Genomic DNA, 19,741 nt, shown 5'->3' with positions numbered 1-19,741 from the left:
GAATTACTCTTCTTCTAAAGAATAAGGCAGTGGTTTAATGGATAAACGACTGATGTTATCGTCTTGAACTCGAAATACACTATCTAGCTCCATATCGTTATTCATAACAACTTCAGCCAAAATAGTATTATCAGCCATACGTACAGCGCTTAATACCGTTCCTGTTTTACGCCATTTATCTTCGCCTAATTGCCATTCAACGCTACCACCAATCTCAGGCAATTCAGTACCACCACCTGATAACAAATACATAGCACGTTTATTTGCGCCTCTGAATTTCGCACGAGATACCATCTCTTGCCCGGTATAACAGCCTTTTTTAAAGCAGATACTCAGTGGTAATGCTTGCAGATTTGTTGCTTGAGGTAAGAATTGCTCAATATTTGGAGTATCAATAACAGGATATCCAGCCTCAATATCTAAGGCTAACCATTGCTCACTATCACTGGTTTCTGCTTTTAATGTTGTTGCAAGATTTTTTGCCGTTTCTTCGTCTGTTACGATTAAAAAGCGTTCAGTAGGTAAAGGTAATTGCAGAATATAAGTATTATCGTGATTAACCACTTCGTTTGCTTTACGAGGGATATTTGGAAAGTAATCTGCTAATGCAAGAGCAGCACCTTGCCCTGCTAATCCTAATAAAACGCTATCTGTATTTTCAGCTAAGGTTACTTTTGAAAATACAGCATATTTTTTTAATTCAGCAAGTTGTTTTTGTGCGACATTTTTACGCAAAATATAAGCGAAACCGTCTTGCTGGTGGAATAAGCGAAGTGTACTCCACATTTTACCTTTTGCTTCACAGTGTGCAGACAATGTATGTGTTGTTGTTGGAAGTGCTGCAATATCCGTTGTTAGTTGACCTTGTAGATATTTTTCACTGTCAGCACCTGTTGCTGTTATCAGTGACCATTCATCTAAAGAAACCAGTGTTAATGGCAAATTGATTGCTGCATGAGGGCGTTTAGCCTGAGTAGAATTTTGAGTCATGATGTCACCAGCTATTAAATTAATCAGATACATCAGTTATGGTAAAAGAGTGGCAAGACAATGCAAGTCATTATTATTTTTAACGCACAGAAAATGAACTTGATAAATAACAAATGAAAGCGTGTTCAATAGGTTGTCTATGAGACTAAACCTGCAAACTGTGATCATTTTGATGTTAAAAATTTTGCGATAAGACTATTATCAATGCTAGGAAGAAATAGTGGTATTTCTTGATTTGAACAATGTAAAGAGCAGAGTATGACTATCGATATAGAGAATAAAGCACGAATTAACTGGGCATGTCGTCGTGGAATGCGTGAACTGGATATTTCTATCATGCCTTTTTTCGAGAATGAATACGATACGCTATCTGATAACGATAAAGCGCTTTTTGTTCGTTTACTAGAGTGTGCAGATCCTGATTTATTTAACTGGTTAATGAATCATGGACGCCCTGATGATGATGCGCTCTATTATATGGTGAAATTAATCCAAGATCGCAATAAAGCTAGAATGGCGGAGATCGTTGATAAATATTAATAAAATAGATTATCAAATCAGCGATAGATTCAATAGTAATTAAGATTGATTAAGAATGACGCTTTTATTTTCTCATCAAATAAAGGCGTTTTTATTTTTTATATAGAAATTTAATAATATTAATGACACTCTAAAATTTACTGAAATAAAAAATATAGTTGCGTTAAATTTGCGCACTACCTCTAAAAATGATCGCTTAAATCGCCTTTTTTTGATGTTTTTCGCTTTATACTTAATAAATCAGGTATGCTGACTTTATTAAAACAGCGATTAAGAAAGAATAGAAATTTCGTACTTATTATTAAGTTATATTTTTTTGAACACATATTAAATCGAAAAAGTAACAATAAATAATTAAGCTAAAATATAAGATAAACTATTTGCAAGGTTAAGGAAGAAGTTACATTATAAATAGGTTGGTCTTTATTATCTTTAACTTATTTATATTCGTATAGAATTATAGCAGGAGTTAATATAACTCGTGATTTTATGGAAATCGCACCTCACAGTATCATGGTTTACTCAACTCTTCTCAACAGTTGCTTATGTTGCCTTTGAGATCGGTTTACTGTTGTATCCATGGCCTCCTGATTTTATTTATGTTTGGGTTCCATTGTTACTTTTCTTGATAGGTAGTTGGTATTTCACACAAAAGAATATTAGTCGTATCAAAGGGGATTTTATTTTACTGAATGGCAACCGAATTCAATGGAAACTGCATGAATGGCAAATAACAAAACGCCCTTGGATCAGCCGTTTTGGTGCTCGAATAACGTTAACCTCTATTCTAAATAAAAAGCAAATCACGTTATGGGTTGCTTTTGATAGTATGACTGAAAATGAGTGGCGTAACTTTTCTCAGTTATTGATGCAATATCCAGATATTTAATATCTGGATATTAAATTTATAAATTTTCTTCTACTTCACGTAGAATTTGCATACACCATTGTGATAAACGTTCATCAGTTTCTTCAAACTGGTTTACGTCATCTAATGCAAGACCAACAAAATGTTTACCATCATCAGATAAAGGTTTTGGGCTGACAAATTCATACCCATCAACAGGCCAGAACCCAATAAACTTAACACCACTTGGTAATAAATGATGGTAGAGCATACCCAGCGCATCAAGAAACCATTCGCTGTAATCAACCTGATCACCCATCCCATACATTGCAATAAGCTTATTTTTTAAATTTAATGTCGGCAATGTATCCCAAATATTGAGCCAATCTTCTTGGATCTCACCAAAATCCCAAGTTGGAATACCTAAAATAAGGATGTCATATTGTTCCATAAGTGTGATATCACACTCTTGAACATTATGAAGATCAACGAACTCTTCACCGAGAATATCACGAATTTTTTCTGCTGCCATTTCGGTGTAACAAGTGCTGGAACCGTAAAATAGACCAATTTTCATAAAGATTTTTAGGATATTTTTGCCAATAAAGGTCACTATTGTACCAGAAAAATTTTTTTATAAGGCATAATGTAAAGGCGATAAGCTAAAGAGAGGGAGAGTAAGACTGTGTCACAAACCAAATTATCGACAAAAAAGACAACTCATATCAATGAAGATACTGATATTATCATTGAACAATTTCTCGACAATATTTGGTTAGAGCAAGGCTTATCTGCAAATACGCTCAGTTCTTATCGCTTAGACTTACAAGCATTAGGACAATGGCTTGCACATCACGAATTAGACTGGTTATCAGTCACTACTTTGGATTTGCAATCCTTTCTCGCAACGCGTTTAGATGAAGGCTATAAAGCCAGTAGTGCCGCGCGTCTACTCAGCACAATGCGTCGATTATTCCAGTATCTGTATCGTGAAAAATTACGTTTAGATGACCCAAGCTCATTACTGTCAACACCTAAGCTTCCTAAGCGTTTACCAAAAGATTTAAGTGAGCGACAAGTTGATGATTTACTCAATGCCCCTTGTATTGATGAGCCACTTGAATTGCGCGATAAAGCAATGCTTGAAGTCCTTTATGCATGTGGGCTTCGTGTTTCTGAATTAGTGGGATTATCCCTCTCTGATATCAGCTTACGACAAGGTGTGCTACGTGTTATTGGTAAGGGCGATAAAGAACGATTAGTTCCTTTAGGTGAAGAAGCTATTTACTGGCTGGAGCAATATCTGCAATATGGAAGACCCACTTTAATGCAAGGAAAAACAGACGATATTGTTTTTCCTAGCTTAAGAGGGCAAAAAATGACACGCCAAACATTTTGGCATCGGATAAAACATTATGCTGTGATAGCAGGGATCGATACGGAAAAACTATCACCTCATGTGTTGCGTCATGCATTTGCGACACATCTCTTAAATCATGGAGCAGACTTGCGTGTTGTACAGATGTTATTGGGGCACAGTGACCTCTCTACAACACAGATTTATACCCATGTTGCAACAGAACGCTTGAAAGCGCTTCATCAGCAACATCATCCAAGGGGATAGCCGCTAAAGAGCAGGCGTTAAATAGGAATTCAAATGAAAAAGAAATTATTCTGGTTGCCAATATTATTAAGCATGGCGTCAATGTCCGTGCTTGCTGACAATGCCTCAATTGAAGCGCAACTGGCTAAAATGCAAATTAAAGCAGAAAGTATTCAACCTACACCGATTGTTGGGTTAAATGCGGTGTTATCAGACAAAGGCATTTTTTATATTACAGATGATGGTAAGTATCTAACCGCGGGCCCTATTTATAATATCAGTAATGGTGAGCCAGTCAGTATTGCCAATCAAATTATTATGAAAAAAGTAGATTCACTTAAAAATGAAATGATTGTCTATAAAGCACAAAATGAACGTCATGTGATCACTATTTTTACTGATATTAGTTGCCCCTATTGCCAAAAACTTCATCAAGAAGTACCCGAATTGAATAAACAAGGAGTGACAGTACGCTATTTAGCGTTTCCTCGTAATGGCATTAGCAACAATATTGTGAGCAAAGAAATGAATGCTGTGTGGTGTAGTGGCTTCCCTAATAAATCATTAGACAGTGCATTTAAGGGTGACAAAATTATTGCGATTGATGATTGCAAAAAAATCAATATCAATGAACATTTTAAATTAGGCACCATGATGGGGATCCAAGGCACACCTGCTATTGTATTACCTAATGCTAGTATTTATGGTGGATATATTTCTGCACAAAACCTTGTTGAATTATTAGATAAAAAAGAGAAGTAATTACGTTTTATGGTCACTATTGAACCGACATTACGTCGTCGAATTGCACAGGTAACTCAATTACCAGATCACTTAGATCCCTTATTACGACAAATTTATGCTAATCGTGGAATAACCTCTGAAGTTCAACTAGAACGATCGTTAAAAGGCTTACTTCATTATCAAGCATTAACAGGAATAGAAACGGCAATTTCATTACTGATTGATGCATTACAGCAACAATCTCGTATTGTTATTGTTGGCGATTTTGATGCTGATGGTGCAACAAGTACCGCACTTGCGATTAAAGCATTACGCCAAATGGGATTTAAGCAGGTTAACTATCATATTCCTAATCGCTTTGATGATGGTTATGGTTTAAGCCCTCAAGTTGTTCATGACGTTGCTAAAAAAGGGGTTGATCTCATTATCACTGTGGATAATGGAATTTCCTCTTTTGAAGGTGTAGATGCGGCTCATGAATATGGTATTCGTGTCCTCGTTACCGATCACCATTTACCAGGACAAACCTTACCTGCCGCAGATGCGATTATTAATCCTAATCTGACAGATTGTTCTTTTTTATCTAAATCATTAGCAGGTGTTGGCGTTACTTTTTATTTAATGACGGCATTAAGAGCTGAATTAGAAAAACAAGGCTGGTTCAAGCAACAAAACTTAGCTCGCCCTAATATGGCGGATTTTCTCGATTTAGTTGCACTAGGCACAGTGGCAGACGTTGTTCCTCTTGATGAAAATAACCGTATTTTTGTTTATGAAGGATTACGCCGAATTAGAGCTGGACGTTGTTGTGTGGGTATTAAAGCGTTAACAGAAGTGTCTCGTAAAGAACTATCTCAATTGGTTAGTAGTGATTTAGGTTTTTCTTTAGGACCTCGCTTAAATGCAGCAGGGCGCCTAGATGATATGTCGGTGGGGGTTGCTTTACTCTTAACTGACAATATTGGTACTGCTCGTGAAATTGCCAATGAACTTGATGGATTAAATCAAACTCGGCGTGAAATTGAAGCGGGAATGCAAGAAGAAGCCTCAACCATTTTTCGCCAATTTATGGGCACTCAACATGATTTACCTAATGGTTTAGCGATATATCATCCCGAATGGCATCAAGGCGTTGTGGGTATTTTAGCCTCTCGTATTAAAGAGAAATTGCATCGTCCTGTTATTGCGTTCGCACCTAGTGGTGATGGTCTGTTAAAAGGCTCTGGTCGTTCAATTAGTGGCGTACATTTGCGAGATGCCTTAGAGCGATTAAATACATTAAATCCGGGTTTGATGGTGAAATTTGGTGGGCATGCAATGGCAGCAGGGCTTTCACTTGAAGAAGATAAATTCCCGTTATTTCAGCGTCATTTTTCGTCTTTAATGGCAGAGTTGGTTTCTGACGAGCAATTGCAAGGCGTTATTTTATCTGATGGTGAGCTAACAGAAAACCAGCTATCACTACCAATTGCTGAAATGCTAAGAGAGGCTGGTCCGTGGGGGCAAGCTTTTCCAGAGCCTTTATTTGACGGTAAATTCACGTTATTACAGCAACGTATTGTGGGTAGTAAGCATTTAAAAATGATGCTTCAGCCTGTAAATAGCCATCTTATGATTGATGCTATTGCCTTTAATGTTGATATTAATATGTGGCCTGATAACAGCATTAAAATAGTTGAGCTAGCGTATCGATTAGATGTGAATGAATTTAGAGGGCAACGTAATGCTCAATTGCTTGTTGAGCACATTTGGCCTTGTTAATGCGAATAAATTAAACAATTTACCGTGATATAGAGAGTAACGTTGTTATGGTAACAACTATCTGATAGACAGTTGTATATAAATGCTATAAACCCGCTGATATATCCGTTACAATATGCGGTTCAAAATTTATTCCAATTGTTTTTGAAAACAACATAAAGACGAAAAAATATGTTTGAAATCAACCCCGTAAAACACCAAATTGAAGAAGTCTCTGAAAGAACGAATGTTCTCAGGGGGTATCTTTGACTATGATGCCAAGAAAGAGCGTTTAGAAGAAGTTAACGCTGAATTAGAACAACCTGATGTATGGAACGAGCCAGAAAGGGCACAAGCATTAGGCAAAGAGCGTTCATCTCTTGAGGCTATCGTAGAAACAATCGATCAGTTAGAGCAAGGACTAGAAGACGTTTCTGGTTTACTTGAATTAGCGGTTGAAGCTGATGACGAAGAAACATTTAACGAAGCTATTGCTGAATTAGATGGTTTAAATAAAAAGCTTGAGCAATTAGAATTCCGTCGTATGTTCTCTGGTGAATATGACAGTGCGGATTGCTACCTTGATTTACAAGCGGGCTCTGGTGGTACAGAAGCGCAAGATTGGGCAAGTATGCTGATGCGCATGTACTTACGTTGGGCTGAATCAAGAGGCTTTAAAACAGAAATTATTGAAGAATCTGACGGTGATGTTGCAGGATTAAAATCAGCGACTATCAAAATTATTGGTGAGTACGCTTATGGTTGGTTACGTACAGAAACAGGTGTTCATCGCCTAGTTCGTAAAAGCCCGTTTGACTCAGGTGGCCGTCGCCATACCTCATTTAGTTCTGCCTTTATTTACCCTGAAGTTGATGACAATATTGATATTGAAATCAATCCAGCTGATTTACGTATTGACGTTTATCGTGCTTCGGGTGCGGGTGGACAGCACGTTAACAAAACAGAATCTGCGGTTCGTATTACCCACGTTCCAACAGGTCTTGTTACTCAATGCCAAAACGATCGCTCTCAGCATAAGAACAAAGATCAGGCAATGAAGCAGATGAAAGCGAAGTTATACGAGCTGGAAATGCAGAAGAAAAATGCAGACAAGCAAGTAATGGAAGATAACAAGTCCGATATTGGCTGGGGTAGTCAAATTCGTTCTTATGTTCTTGATGATTCACGTATTAAAGATTTACGTACTGGTGTGGAAACGCGTAATACACAAGCAGTATTAGACGGTGATCTTGATAAATTTATTGAAGCTAGCTTAAAAGCGGGCCTGTGAGGAAAAACATGTCGCAACAGCAACAAGGTGCGGAGCAGGCACCTGATTTAAATAACGAACTGCAAACACGCCGCGAAAAATTATCCGCTTTACGTGATAATGGTAACGCATTCCCAAATGATTTCCGCAGAGATGCGCTGTCTGACGAATTACATCAAAAGTATGATGCAATGAGTGCAGAAGAGTTAGAAGCAGCAAATGTGGAAGTTTCTATTGCAGGTCGTATGATGACTCGCCGTATTATGGGCAAGGCATCTTTCGCTACATTGCAAGACATGGGTGGTCGTATTCAGCTTTATGTTTCTCGTGATGATTTACCAGAAGGTATCTATAACGAGCAATTTAAAAAATGGGATCTCGGCGATATCTTAGGTGCTCGCGGTCGTGTTTTCAAAACGAAAACGGGTGAACTAAGTATTCATTGTCACGAAGTGCGTTTATTAACGAAAGCACTACGCCCATTACCAGATAAATTCCACGGTTTAGCTGACCAAGAAATGCGTTATCGTCAGCGTTATTTAGATCTGATTTCTAATGAAGAATCGCGTAAAACTTTCCAAATTCGTTCACAAGTCATGGCGGGTATCCGTCAATTTATGGTGAACAAAGGCTTTATGGAAGTTGAAACGCCAATGATGCAAACCATTCCTGGTGGAGCGAGTGCGCGCCCGTTCATTACCCATCATAATGCGTTAGATATCGATATGTATCTGCGTATTGCACCTGAATTATATTTAAAACGTTTAGTTGTGGGTGGTTTTGATCGTGTATTCGAAATCAACCGTAACTTCCGTAACGAAGGTGTATCACCACGTCATAACCCAGAGTTCACCATGATGGAACTCTATATGGCGTATGCAGATTACCGCGACTTGATTGAGTTAACTGAAGAATTATTCCGTACATTAACTGAAAATGTACTGGGCTCTTCATTAGTGAAATATGGTGATCAAGAGTTTGATTTTGGTAAACCTTTTGCCAAATTAACCATGAAAGAAGCTATCTGCAAATATCGTCCAGAAACCGTAATGGCTGATCTTGATGATATGGATAAAGCGGTTGCTATTGCTCAATCTATTGGTATTAAGATTGAGAAAAGTTGGGGCTTAGGTCGTGTTCAGTGTGAAATTTTTGAAGAAGTTGCAGAAAGCCACTTAATTCAACCAACTTTCATCATTGAATACCCAGCAGAAGTTTCTCCACTGGCTCGTCGTAACGATGATAATCCATTTATTACTGACCGCTTCGAATTCTTTATTGGTGGTCGTGAAATTGGTAATGGTTTCTCAGAACTAAATGATGCACAAGACCAAGCAGAGCGTTTTGAAGATCAAGTTCGCCAAAAAGAAGCGGGTGATGCAGAAGCAATGTTCTTCGACCATGACTATATCACGGCATTAGAACATGGCTTACCGCCAACTGCAGGTTTAGGTATTGGTATTGACCGTATGGTGATGTTATTTACTAACAGCCATACTATTCGTGATGTTATTTTATTCCCGGCAATGCGCCCTAATAAATAATTGTTATTTTAAATAACTGTTATTTTAAATAAATGGTTAATTAGCGAATAGCATTAACGAATATCAATATAGTTATAAAGCCACCGAAAGGTGGCTTTATTGTTTTTTAAAACAAATGGCTATCTTTTTTTTGATGATTAAATAATCATTTAAATAAGAAGGGGATTGTCGTTCAATCAAGGAGGCGTATAATCAAAAAAATCGAATGCGGGCGTAGTTCAATGGTAGAACGAGAGCTTCCCAAGCTCTATACGAGGGTTCGATTCCCTTCGCCCGCTCCAACTTATTTTTTCTTCAAATATACTCTCAATATTGACCATTCAAAATTTATCTTCATTTAGCTAATTTAAGAATATTCTAAACCTTATTTTCCCCTTCAATTATCCTTTTATCTCTTTAATACTTCTTATTTGTTTTTCAAGTCACTAATTTTATAGTTTGTTGATTTTAAATGAATTTATTATTCTCATGTCAAATTATAAAAAATGATAGATAAGTAACATTTTTACTTCCTTCATCTAACTCTTTTTATGTATAGAAAATAAAAAACTAATTTATAAAAAACTTTAGTAAAAAATTAAAATAAATTGAAAAAGTGTCGATAAAAGTACATTACGCCCTATTGGGCTTACTTTATCTTGTTAGTTGAGAAATTCGATGCGGAAACTTCGTAACATTACTATTCGTCTGATGATGTTAGTCATACTGGGGACATTATGTGTGCTATTTGGCGGTGTCAGTCTTTATAGCGCATGGGCGCTAGAGCAAATATCCAAAGGCAATCAATCTGATAATCAAATAATAAAACAAATGGCTGCACTCAGTCAGGGAAATGATCAGTATTTTCGATTCACTTCTCGATTAAATCGTCTCGTTGAGGAAAAAGCAGAAGGCAAAGACGTCGATTTTACGCAAGTACAATTGGCGATGGAAAATATGGGAAAACAGATCTCGTATATGAAATCTGTTTCTCCAGGGCCGATGGATGAAAAAGTATCAAAAGAACTAATGGACGTATGGCAAGCGCTTTTTGAACAAGGAGTAAAAAAGCAGATGGAATTAGCGCTCAATGGCACTATAGAGCAATATGTACATCATGCAAAAAATGTAACACCTGCGTTGAGTCGAGAATTAGGTAATGTGAGTGAAAACTTTAATAATGCCGCAAATATAAAAATTGATAGTACGATTGAAGAAGTGGATAACCTTATTGAGGTGACACAAATTGTTATTATTATTAGTGTCATTTTAGGAGGGATTATTCTGCTCCTCACTGATCGTTATTTAGTCGCTATGTTACAAAAACCACTCGAAAATATTCGCCAACATTTTGTGAAAATTACAGAAGGTGATCTGAGTCAGTCACTAGAACCTTTTGGTAATAACTGTGCTGGGCGATTAATACCGTTATTAAATGATATGCAAAATAGTTTGCATGAAGCGGTAAGTACGATCCGAATGGGAAGTGATAGTATTTATCGTGGCGCATCTGAAATAGCCAAAGGGAATAACGATTTAGCTTCTCGTACAGAAGAGCAAGCAACGGCATTAGAGCAAACAGCAGCAAGTATGGAAGAGATAACAGCTGCTGTTAACCAGAACATGGAACATGCTTATCAAGCGAGAGAGTTGGCTGAAGTTGCATCAGTGACTGTTGAAAAAGGCAATGAATTAGCTGAATCTGTTGTGACAACAATGGACGGGATTTCTAATAGTTCAAGTAAGATTGCAGATATCATCAATGTCATTAACAACATTGCGTTTCAAACAAATATACTCGCTTTAAATGCGTCAGTGGAAGCGGCAAGAGCAGGGGCTCATGGTCGAGGATTTATGGTTGTCGCCAATGAAGTGCGTAATTTAGCAGGAGATAGTGCCAAAGCCGCTAAAGAGATTGAAGTCCTTATTGCTGATTCCACAGCGCGTGTAAAAAAAGGTGCAAAATTAGTGAGTGATATGGAAAACACGATGGAAGACATTTTGACGGGAGTTAAGCAGGTAACGTCAATAATGAAAGAAATCACTATTGCATCTGAAGAGCAAAGTAAAGGTATTGGCCAAGTGAGTGTAGCTATTACTCAAATGGATGGTGTAACACAACAGAATGCTTCTTTAGTTGAACAAGTTTCAGCGGCAGCTATTTCATTAGAAAGACAAACCGAAGAATTACAGTTATCGGTACAAAAATTCAATCTTGCTCATCGTTGATATAGCAAATATTCAGAAAGTGTGTGTCTAAGGTGGTAAGTTTTTACTCTTTAGACGCATAAACATAATAAATTTAAATTCTTATTATTCGTGCTTTTATTTAAAATTAGAAATAAGTTTAACTTGGTCACTGATTGAGTATTGAAAGGATAATGGTTTATAAATTTTCTCATGAGGAACAGAAAATCATTATTAAAATTAAGTGAGCCATAAATAATAATGTTATTTCGTTTATACTCAATCAATTAAAAAGTACTTTTTATTTCAACTTTCATAATCAATCAATGATTATGTTAAAGCTTTAAGCGATTTGATTTTTAAAGATGTAGATATAAATCCTCTCTAATATAAATAATAATAGAGAGGGCGATAAAGAATGTTGCTTTAATGTTTAGAGTATTTTTTATATACTGTTCGGTCTTGCTTATAATATTTTGGTATTGAGGATGATCAATATAAGCATCATTGATGGTCTTATTTATATCGTGGATCGCTATTTCTTTTTGTTTATCTGTCAAAGTCAATAACAAGGCTTTTAGAACTACTTTTACTGCTGCAATTTCATACTCTATATTGACAATTTTTTTTCCATAAGATCCTCAAAAGAACGACAATTTATTGCTGTGTGATAAATTATTTTTATATTAATTAATTGTTTATTTAAATCCAAGAAAAAATTAAATTGATAAAAGAATATACAACTTTATCGCATTTTTCGTTAGAACAGTAACTGTGAGGATATTTGAGATGTAGGAAATAGACACTCAGTAAATTTAACTTAGCGTTGTGTTAATGAAAGAAAAATCACAGTATATCCTATACAAAATAATCAATAGGATACTATTAGTACCCTATAAGAATTAGGGGATAAATTTAATAGCAATAGAAAATATCGTTTTCATTAGGTTTGAATAAGCTTTTTCACATATTGCTCAGTTAAGTTAATAACTTCATTAAGCTGAGGGTATTTGTTAGATGTATCCTCAAGCACTATAGATATATTGCCCAACATATCTCTTCGTTGTTTATCATTTAGCGTGGAAAGTAAAGATTTGATAACAATTTTTAGAGCAGCAATTTCACATTCAATTTCTTTTAAATTTTTATCCATGATTTATCTGCCAGTATTTAATGGATGAATAATATAGATAATTTTTTTGTTTATCACAATTATAGAAGCATATTATTTAGATATGTATCGCACATTATGGCTAACGTTCTTACCTAATATAAATTATTAAAAATAATTATCAAATTTTAAGTTTTATATGTGGTAGTAGATTGAAGTCTATTGATATTTTCTGACTTTAGAACGAATAAGATAAATGATTAAATTTGATCTCAAGCCCGATTCTATTTAAATCACTTTATTTTTGGTTGTATAATAAACAGTTTTTAATTGTAATAATAAAGTATATCTTTTAAAGATAATCTATTTTTGTCTTTTGTTATTAAATGTTGAAGAGAGCAAGATTATTATCACTTTTTATCTATAAAATGTTAAAACTTTTATTTGTCAGTAGAGATATTATAACCAAATAAATTAAATTAACTTTGATGTTTAAAAAAAGAGCTTATGTTTTTCACATAAAGCTCTTTTTAGTTTATTTGATTATTGATTATTTTGCTTTACAAAAGCCACGTATGCATCAACCCAGTTTTGCATAAAAGTTGCTGTTTTCTCTGAAAACTGCCCATTCTCAACCATTCCGTCATACCATTTTAGATAACATTCAGGTTGATTTAGAGTCGGCATATTTAAGAAGGCTAACGAATTACGTAAATGCTGTTGAGCTATTGCCGTACTAATATTACCAATTGAAACACCAATAATACCGGCTGGAATTTCATTCCAAGCATTCGTTCCATAAGGGCGAGAAGCTTGGTCTATCGCATTTTTAAGTACACCAGGTATTGAGCGGTTATATTCTGGTGTGACAAAGATGATACCTTGGCATGCTTTTATTTGTTGTTTGAAATCGATAACAGAAGAAGGGGTATGACTATCATCATCTTGGTTATAGAGAGGAAGAGCACTAATATCGATAAACTGACAGGTAAATTCTTGAGGAAATAACTTAATTAAAGCATGTGCTGTTTGTTTATTAAACGAATCTTTTCTTAAACTACCGACAACGATACCAATTTTAAAATGACTCATCTTAGTTCTCCTATTTGGAAGGATAAAATGAATATCAATACCGATATTAGATATTCATTTTTTGATTTTATCTCGGTATTAAAAAACAGCAACAAAATATAAGGGTATTTTTTACACGTAAATTACGTAAATAAATGATAAAATTAGTATTATTATTTTTATTATTATCTGGTATTATTTCATCAATATAAAAAACGATCAGTTTATATGACAACATTTTTACTCAATAAATCCGATATTCAATATTTGATGTATTTAGTGTGATGTAAGTAGTGTTTTAAGAAAAAATAAATGAAATGATAGAAACACTCATTGCAACCAAGGGTGTTAGCCTATTTATTTAGTATGCAGTAGGTAATAGAAAATTATAATAAAATGGCTTAAAATGCGACAACTCATATGCTCTTATTTAAGTCTGATCGGAATTAAGGAAAAATGATGTCCTTATTACAAAATAAAAAGAATGTCCTCGCTGTATTTATGGCAACCAGCGTCCTCACCCTATCTGGGTGTGCGTGGACTGATCACACTCGTCCAATTGAAACGCCAGCGCTAACACAAACCACACAGCCTGTAGCAACTACTCAACCAGTGGCTGTTGCACAACCGCTTTCTATGGCGCCTGCAGCAGAGCCTGCTGATAATGGCGTAGATGCAAGAAAATTGGGGCTAGCACCACAAAGCGCTTGCATCAAACAACTTGATTCTTTGAAAACTTTTTCTCCATCTGACTATCAATCCATGATGAGCTCATTTAAAGAAATTAGCGAAATCAATGCGATGTCCGTAGTGTTCAAGGTACAGCAAGTAAAGATAGCTTAGATTTATTGAAAATGAGTATTGAATCAAAAACAGAAGTTTTATGTGCAAAAGTTCGCTATTTGTCGATTATGTCAGTTAATTCGACATTAAAAAAATTAGGTGAATAATTACTATGAAATTAAAGCAGAGTGTTTGTCTCGCTTTTATGCTGTTTCCAACACTATCGTTTGCCAATAATGAGTTTAATTCTGTTATTGAAGATTTTGACCGTTATTTTGAAACGCAAGAGCCAATTAAAATTGAGCCTAAAACATCTGCTACAATTTCATCGTCAACGAGAGCTGGTCAGGCTAATCGTGGAGTAAACCGCACCACAACAGCGACTCAACAAACAAAACCAGAGCAACGAGTTAAACCTTCTACGCGAGCTAAAACAGATAATCAGGCAGTCGAACCTGTTAAGACTCCTGATATCACGCTGGCAGAAAATTGCCCTGTGTTACCCGCCAGTTATTCAAAATTAAAGAGTGATTACACTCGTTATTTAACGCCGTTGCTTTCATTTGTTCCGATTAAACCACAATTTACACCAGAGGATCTTAATCGTTATAGCTACCGAAATAATGCAACGGTTTATAACCCGTTAGCTCTTTATTCAAAAGAGAGTTATACAAGGCCTCAACGTAATGACAACTTCTTGTTAGATATTATTCCAGGAACATTTTATTCTGTTACGGCCATCCCTTTTCACTTTGCATATCAGTTCAATCGCTCTGTACTCGATCATAAACAACCTCTTTTTAATAAAGAGCTATTAAATCGTTTAGCTGATACGAGAAATAAATACCAAAGGTTGTATCAAAAATACACTGAACAGGCAGCTATAACAAAAGAGCATTTGGAAAAACTTCAAAATGCCAATAACCAAATTAAACAACTCGAATTGACGCTGGCTGAAACAGAAGAAAAATTAGCTACGGCGAATAACTTACTTACTGATGACTCGTTAAAACAAGCTGTTTCCAAGCTACAAAGTGATTTGGAAACAATAAAAAAAGAGCGTGACTTATTAGTTAAGCAATTAGCCGAAAAAGAGAACGTATTACAAGCTACAACAGTAAAAAATACAGAGTTAGCAAAACAGCAACAAGATTTTGAAAAACAAGCAGGAATACTTAAAAGCTTAGAGGCGAAATATACTCAGCTTGATCAAGAAAAAGAGCAATTAGAATCTCAGTATCAACAGGCTCAGGCTCTGTTAAAAGATGATAGCGCCAAAAAAGAGATTGATAAATTACAAAGTTCACTTGAAAGCATAAAAGTAGAGCAAGAGAAGTTAATTAGCCAATTAAATGAAAAGCAGGCACTACTTGCTAAAATTGAACAAGAAAAAGAAGCTATACAAGCTCAGTATATTGAATCTCAGCAATTGCTGAATGATAACAATAAGCAAAAAGAACAAGAATTAGCTAATTTAGAAGCAGCAAAAAATAAAGAGATAGCAACATTAGAAAATTCGTTATCAACAATAACGACTGAGCAAGATAAATTAACGAAACAACTCACAGATGTACAAAATCAATTAGCAACAATAAAGAAAGAGAAAGAAGATGTGCAGACTCAATTTGCACAGGCTCAACTTTTGCTAAAAGATGACTCTGCGAAAAAAGAGATAGATAAATTACAAAGCACATTATTGAAGATCACGTCAGAACGTGAAGATTTATCTAAAGAACTTGCATTAAAAGTAGCAGAAGCAGAAAAGCAACAAGATGCTAATAGCAAACTTGTTGAGGAACAACGTAAAGAAATAGCACAATTACAAACACAGGTTGAAAAAAATAATCAGGAACAAACTCAACTTAATAAAACGCTTTTAGCTGTCCAGCAACAAAAAGAGCAGGCAGATGAAAAACTAAAAGCAATTCCAGAATTAAAATTACAGTTAGATAATAAAATAACTGAATTAGCTGATCTGAAAAAGAGCTTATCTGCGGGTGAAAAAGCCGTTGATAGTTTAATTACTGATAAAAATAATCTGATAGCTAAGTTAGAGAAAGCGCAAAGTGAGCTATCGAATAAATATCAAACATTAGATACACAATTTAAAGAGAATAATATCGCATTAGCTCAAGTCACCACGAGCAAAACAGAAAGTGAGAAAACGTTAGCATTGCTAGAAAAACAACTCTCTGAAAAGCAAAATACGACAGATAAGTTGAGTGCTCAATTAGCTGAAGCGAAAGTACAATTAGAAAAACAAAATACAGAAAGCACACAGCAAATTAGTACATTAAAGCAACAGCAAACAGAATCTATTGCTAAATTAAATGAGCAAATTAAAGCAAAAGATGCTGAATTAGCGAAAGTTAATACAGATACTAGTAATATTTTAAAAGAAAATAAAACGCTAAAAGAGCAGCTTGAGAAAATGGCGGGTGAAGGGCAAATGATTGCAGGGCAACTTGCTTATGCTTATTCGATTATTGGAAAAGATAATGCCCAGCGTAATAAATCCATTTTATCTGAGATCCAAAAACAGAATTACATACAATATGACGACAATACCTATTTTAAAATTTTAAAACAGGGTAAACCCGTTACATCAATTGCGGGCAAAACAGTTGTATTTACTATGCATGAAGAGCTAACGGATGGTACTGTGACGCTTAATTATGATAAAGCTAAGCCTCTTATCTTGCCTTATCGCCAATTACCACTACCATTGAATACCTTTATTGCCAAAGCAGGCATCAATGGTAAAGCTAAAATTTATATAAAACCAGGTGGTGGCTATGGGAAAAATGGTGTTCCAGGGCAAGTGCCTCCAGAGTCCATGTCTATTGTGACAATTGAAATCTTAGATATTAAATAGAATAATTAAAAGTTAACATCAGCTCTTCTCTTTTTATTTAGAGAAGAGCTGAAATTTTATTATCGCCATAAAAATTCATCGTTCTTTAAGCAAAGATCTCTTTCTAATAACCAAATTTTTAAACTTTGACAATTTTCAGGATTTTCAGGAATATTGTTTAAAATATTCCATAGCGGTTTTATCAATTCTGAGTGTGGTGTTACACCTTGGATATAATCTAGTGTGTTATTAATTTCAAGATTAAATACCGGTTCATTTTTCCAATTCTCTAAAAGTAACTTAATATCTTTTTGTAGTAGATCATTAATCACAATTAGTCGGACTTTATCTGCATTTAGTTTGATATTGATGTCATCTAAAGATAAAAAAGAATCACTTGTATTTGATAGCTGTTTTCTTTCGAATGACTTAATATTTTCACACTGCTTAATTTGAGACTCTAGCTCTCTTTTAGTTTTATAAAGTGTGAATAGTTGAGGGGTAATATGCTGAACCCACCAAATAAATAGAGGCTTTATAACAGCTTGAATTAAGCGCATATGTTCATTGATATTGACAGTAGCTCTCAATGATTTATCCCAATCCATTGGGGTTAACGTAGAATTTGCTTGTTGCGTATGAAATGAACGTGCCACGCTAACAACATCACGAATTTCTTCTTTAGTGATATCAACAAAACAGTATTTTTTTCGTAAAAACCAAGTGGATTGCAATAAATTGTCTAAGCTTTCACGACATAATACTCGAGATAATATTTTTATCTGATGTGCATTAACATCACATTCAGTGTCGCCGTTTTTATTAGACTGCAAAGAAAACTGTAGATCAAACAAATCATCTACAGTTTTTTTATCGCTGGTTGCCATCATTTTTTTCAGTAAAGCTAAATAGTCATAATAATGGGCTTGTGGGGTATGTTTATTTTCTTTGATCACGATATAGAACTCACTCATAAGAATAAATTTCAAGTATTCTAACTATGAATGACTTTTAGATATTATGATATTCGGTCGGATTTTTTATAATTTTAATCTGATGTTTCTCGCTTTACTTGGTGTCATATTAAAACGACGATGATAACTTTGTGTAAAGTAAGATTGGCTTGAAAAGCCTGACTCCATAGAAATATCAACAATACTCATTTCAGTAGTCAGCAATAGTTGATGTGCGTAAATAATTCTTCTTTCGCAGATCCATGTTCTTGGTGATGTGCCATAGACGTGGTTAAAAAGCTCTTTAAATGTTGTTAACCCCATACCAAATTCACGGGAAAATTGTTTTAGCTTCCAACTTTTTAAATGATTTTTTTCCATAAATATTTTCAAGCGATCAACTTGGCGATGACTGAGTTGACGCAATAATGCCATTAAATCTGACCCTTGTTCTGTTGACAGTAAAAGAATTAAAAGCTCTTCAATTCGTAACCGTGTGAACGCTTCAGGGCAGGATTGGGCGGTGAGATATTCAAAACCATTGCTACAAAAGTGAATAAGAGGAGAGTTTTGAAAACAAATAAAGGCACTAGAAAATTCTTCATCCCTTGCTATATTACACAAAATATCGTTGTATTTTGACATGAAATCTCTTAAGAAATCATCTGAAAGGGGTATCGCAATAATCTCTACAGGATCGGTACCTTGTGTTTTTAATGTGTAATTGCCCTGTTGTAAAAAAAGAACTTGATCTTGGTTTGCTGTGATTGTATCCGTACAGTTTTGCAAAATAAGTGTGTTTTTCCGAATAAGGAAGAGGGCTTTTTGTTCATTTTCTAGTATTTGATATTGTGGATAGAAAAAAGATTTTTTTTGAATCGCACAATCGTTTTGATTTTTTTTGTCACATTGCATTGTATTCATAATTCGCCCAGAAATTATTATATGAGTATCACTGTATTTTTATAATGATAAATATAAGAACATTTATAAAAACACTTCTTTATTATTGAGTGCTATTAAAAATAAAAAGGAGACTATTTTCTTTAATTTGATGATGTTTTTTTTTAGATATTAGACACTGCATTTTGTTTTGCTAATTTAAGATAAGTCATTTTGTTAATTTAATGGGGTTTGGTATAAATTGCAAAAGAAAATTAAATAAGAAAAAATTTTTATTTTAGGCAATAAAGAATGGTAAGTGCATTTGTGTAATCAATAATTTACACTTATTTTTTAAAGTATTAAAGTTTATATATAACATGGAGTTATTCTTACTTAGTTTTCTTTACAGTGTAAATAAATAATAGATGAATTTAAAAGATAGGTATAATCATTGTTTTTTATTGTGGTTATTTTGTTGTTTGATTGTTATGTTTTATTTGAAAAGATAAAGTTATAAAATGTAAGTTAAAACTAAAAAAGAAAACTAGTTTTCCCTGTTATATTAACATAAGTTATAAAAATGGATAAGTAAAGATTAATGTTAACAAAAAATAAACATAAATCTCACACTTAAATCTGA

Annotated in this window: 16 protein-coding genes and 1 tRNA gene; 11 read left to right on the top strand and 6 right to left on the bottom strand. The window is 34.6% G+C overall.

Annotated features, from left to right (window positions below):
• Positions 1–3 precede the first annotated feature (3 nt).
• Positions 4–990, bottom strand: coding sequence for a tRNA-modifying protein YgfZ (ygfZ, locus tag F1325_RS13455; protein WP_109371074.1), 987 nt, complete (start codon positions 988–990; stop codon positions 4–6).
• A gap of 264 nt (positions 991–1,254) precedes the next feature.
• Here ygfZ and sdhE point away from each other — a divergent pair, with 264 nt between their 5' ends.
• Both sdhE and F1325_RS13445 read left to right on the top strand, forming a co-directional pair.
• Positions 1,255–1,530 carry an FAD assembly factor SdhE gene (gene sdhE, locus F1325_RS13450; protein ID WP_036913402.1) on the top strand — a complete coding sequence of 92 codons (276 nt, stop codon included), beginning with the start codon at positions 1,255–1,257 and terminating at the stop codon, positions 1,528–1,530.
• A gap of 481 nt (positions 1,531–2,011) precedes the next feature.
• Positions 2,012–2,419 (top strand): protein YgfX, encoded by a 408-nt coding sequence (locus F1325_RS13445; protein WP_109371072.1) that lies wholly within the window; start codon positions 2,012–2,014, stop codon positions 2,417–2,419.
• Between the two features lie 16 nt (positions 2,420–2,435).
• Here the strand turns inward: F1325_RS13445 and fldB are convergent, their stop codons facing one another.
• Positions 2,436–2,954 carry a flavodoxin FldB gene (gene fldB / locus F1325_RS13440; protein ID WP_088495999.1) on the bottom strand — a complete coding sequence of 173 codons (519 nt, stop codon included), beginning with the start codon at positions 2,952–2,954 and terminating at the stop codon, positions 2,436–2,438.
• Between the two features lie 108 nt (positions 2,955–3,062).
• Here fldB and xerD point away from each other — a divergent pair, with 108 nt between their 5' ends.
• From xerD to F1325_RS13405, 7 genes are all read left to right on the top strand, one after another.
• A complete protein-coding gene (gene xerD / locus F1325_RS13435) occupies positions 3,063–4,001 on the top strand; it encodes a site-specific tyrosine recombinase XerD (RefSeq protein ID WP_109371070.1) in 939 nt (312 codons plus the stop codon).
• A 33-nt stretch (positions 4,002–4,034) separates the two neighbouring features.
• A complete protein-coding gene (dsbC, locus tag F1325_RS13430; RefSeq protein WP_109371068.1) occupies positions 4,035–4,742 on the top strand; it encodes a bifunctional protein-disulfide isomerase/oxidoreductase DsbC in 708 nt (235 codons plus the stop codon).
• 9 nt (positions 4,743–4,751) lie between these two features.
• Positions 4,752–6,485, top strand: a complete 1,734-nt coding sequence (recJ, locus tag F1325_RS13425; RefSeq protein WP_160230572.1) for a single-stranded-DNA-specific exonuclease RecJ — start codon at positions 4,752–4,754, stop codon at positions 6,483–6,485.
• Positions 6,486–6,656: 171 nt separating this feature from the next.
• Positions 6,657–7,755, top strand: a protein-coding gene (gene prfB / locus F1325_RS13420; RefSeq protein WP_109371064.1) for a peptide chain release factor 2 whose coding sequence is annotated in 2 segments (ribosomal slippage) — positions 6,657–6,731 and positions 6,733–7,755 — 1,098 coding nt in all. Because the reading frame shifts where the segments join, the coding sequence is not laid out codon by codon here.
• An 8-nt stretch (positions 7,756–7,763) separates the two neighbouring features.
• Entirely contained in the window at positions 7,764–9,278 is a 1,515-nt protein-coding gene (gene lysS, locus F1325_RS13415; RefSeq protein ID WP_109371062.1) for a lysine--tRNA ligase, read from the top strand.
• Between the two features lie 207 nt (positions 9,279–9,485).
• Positions 9,486–9,559 (top strand) — tRNA-Gly (locus tag F1325_RS13410).
• 376 nt (positions 9,560–9,935) lie between these two features.
• Entirely contained in the window at positions 9,936–11,486 is a 1,551-nt protein-coding gene (locus F1325_RS13405) for a methyl-accepting chemotaxis protein (RefSeq protein ID WP_109371060.1), read from the top strand.
• Between the two features lie 901 nt (positions 11,487–12,387).
• Here the strand turns inward: F1325_RS13405 and F1325_RS13400 are convergent.
• Together F1325_RS13400 and F1325_RS13395 are read right to left on the bottom strand one after the other, a co-directional pair.
• On the bottom strand, positions 12,388–12,597 hold the full coding sequence (locus F1325_RS13400; protein ID WP_109371058.1) for a sigma-S stabilization anti-adapter protein IraP: 210 nt from the start codon (positions 12,595–12,597) through the stop codon (positions 12,388–12,390).
• Between the two features lie 501 nt (positions 12,598–13,098).
• Complete coding sequence (locus F1325_RS13395; protein WP_109371056.1) at positions 13,099–13,647, bottom strand: NADPH-dependent FMN reductase; 549 nt, start codon at positions 13,645–13,647, stop codon at positions 13,099–13,101.
• Positions 13,648–14,085: 438 nt separating this feature from the next.
• On the opposite strand from F1325_RS13395, the gene F1325_RS13390 reads away from it, so the two are divergent.
• A complete protein-coding gene (locus F1325_RS13390) occupies positions 14,086–14,469 on the top strand; it encodes a hypothetical protein (RefSeq protein WP_244313523.1) in 384 nt (127 codons plus the stop codon).
• A gap of 112 nt (positions 14,470–14,581) precedes the next feature.
• Complete coding sequence (locus F1325_RS13385; RefSeq protein WP_160230571.1) at positions 14,582–17,284, top strand: sugar transporter; 2,703 nt, start codon at positions 14,582–14,584, stop codon at positions 17,282–17,284.
• 59 nt (positions 17,285–17,343) lie between these two features.
• On the opposite strand, the gene F1325_RS13380 is transcribed toward F1325_RS13385, so the two are convergent.
• Positions 17,344–18,219, bottom strand: a complete 876-nt coding sequence (locus tag F1325_RS13380; RefSeq protein ID WP_244313522.1) for a T3SS regulon anti-activator ExsD domain-containing protein — start codon at positions 18,217–18,219, stop codon at positions 17,344–17,346.
• Positions 18,220–18,303: 84 nt separating this feature from the next.
• On the bottom strand, positions 18,304–19,140 hold the full coding sequence (locus F1325_RS13375; protein WP_160230569.1) for a helix-turn-helix transcriptional regulator: 837 nt from the start codon (positions 19,138–19,140) through the stop codon (positions 18,304–18,306).
• Positions 19,141–19,741 lie beyond the last annotated feature (601 nt).

It is taken from the genome of Proteus columbae, assembly GCF_009914335.1.
Classification (GTDB): domain Bacteria; phylum Pseudomonadota; class Gammaproteobacteria; order Enterobacterales; family Enterobacteriaceae; genus Proteus.
The sequence above is the reverse complement of the archived record's forward strand: the minus strand, read 5'-3'. Positions and strand labels throughout refer to the sequence as shown.

Bases quoted from the DNA above. Each gene is read 5' to 3' on its own strand.
- ygfZ (WP_109371074.1), bottom strand. From the start codon at position 990: ATGACTCAAAATTCTACTCAGGCTAAACGCCCTCATGCAGCAATCAAT.
- fldB (WP_088495999.1), bottom strand. From the start codon at position 2,954: ATGAAAATTGGTCTATTTTACGGTTCCAGCACTTGTTACACCGAAATG.
- dsbC (WP_109371068.1), top strand. From the start codon at position 4,035: ATGAAAAAGAAATTATTCTGGTTGCCAATATTATTAAGCATGGCGTCA.
- recJ (WP_160230572.1), top strand. From the start codon at position 4,752: ATGGTCACTATTGAACCGACATTACGTCGTCGAATTGCACAGGTAACT.
- lysS (WP_109371062.1), top strand. From the start codon at position 7,764: ATGTCGCAACAGCAACAAGGTGCGGAGCAGGCACCTGATTTAAATAAC.
- F1325_RS13405 (WP_109371060.1), top strand. From the start codon at position 9,936: ATGCGGAAACTTCGTAACATTACTATTCGTCTGATGATGTTAGTCATA.
- F1325_RS13400 (WP_109371058.1), bottom strand. From the start codon at position 12,597: ATGGATAAAAATTTAAAAGAAATTGAATGTGAAATTGCTGCTCTAAAA.
- F1325_RS13395 (WP_109371056.1), bottom strand. From the start codon at position 13,647: ATGAGTCATTTTAAAATTGGTATCGTTGTCGGTAGTTTAAGAAAAGAT.
- F1325_RS13390 (WP_244313523.1), top strand. From the start codon at position 14,086: ATGTCCTTATTACAAAATAAAAAGAATGTCCTCGCTGTATTTATGGCA.
- F1325_RS13385 (WP_160230571.1), top strand. From the start codon at position 14,582: ATGAAATTAAAGCAGAGTGTTTGTCTCGCTTTTATGCTGTTTCCAACA.
- F1325_RS13375 (WP_160230569.1), bottom strand. From the start codon at position 19,140: ATGAATACAATGCAATGTGACAAAAAAAATCAAAACGATTGTGCGATT.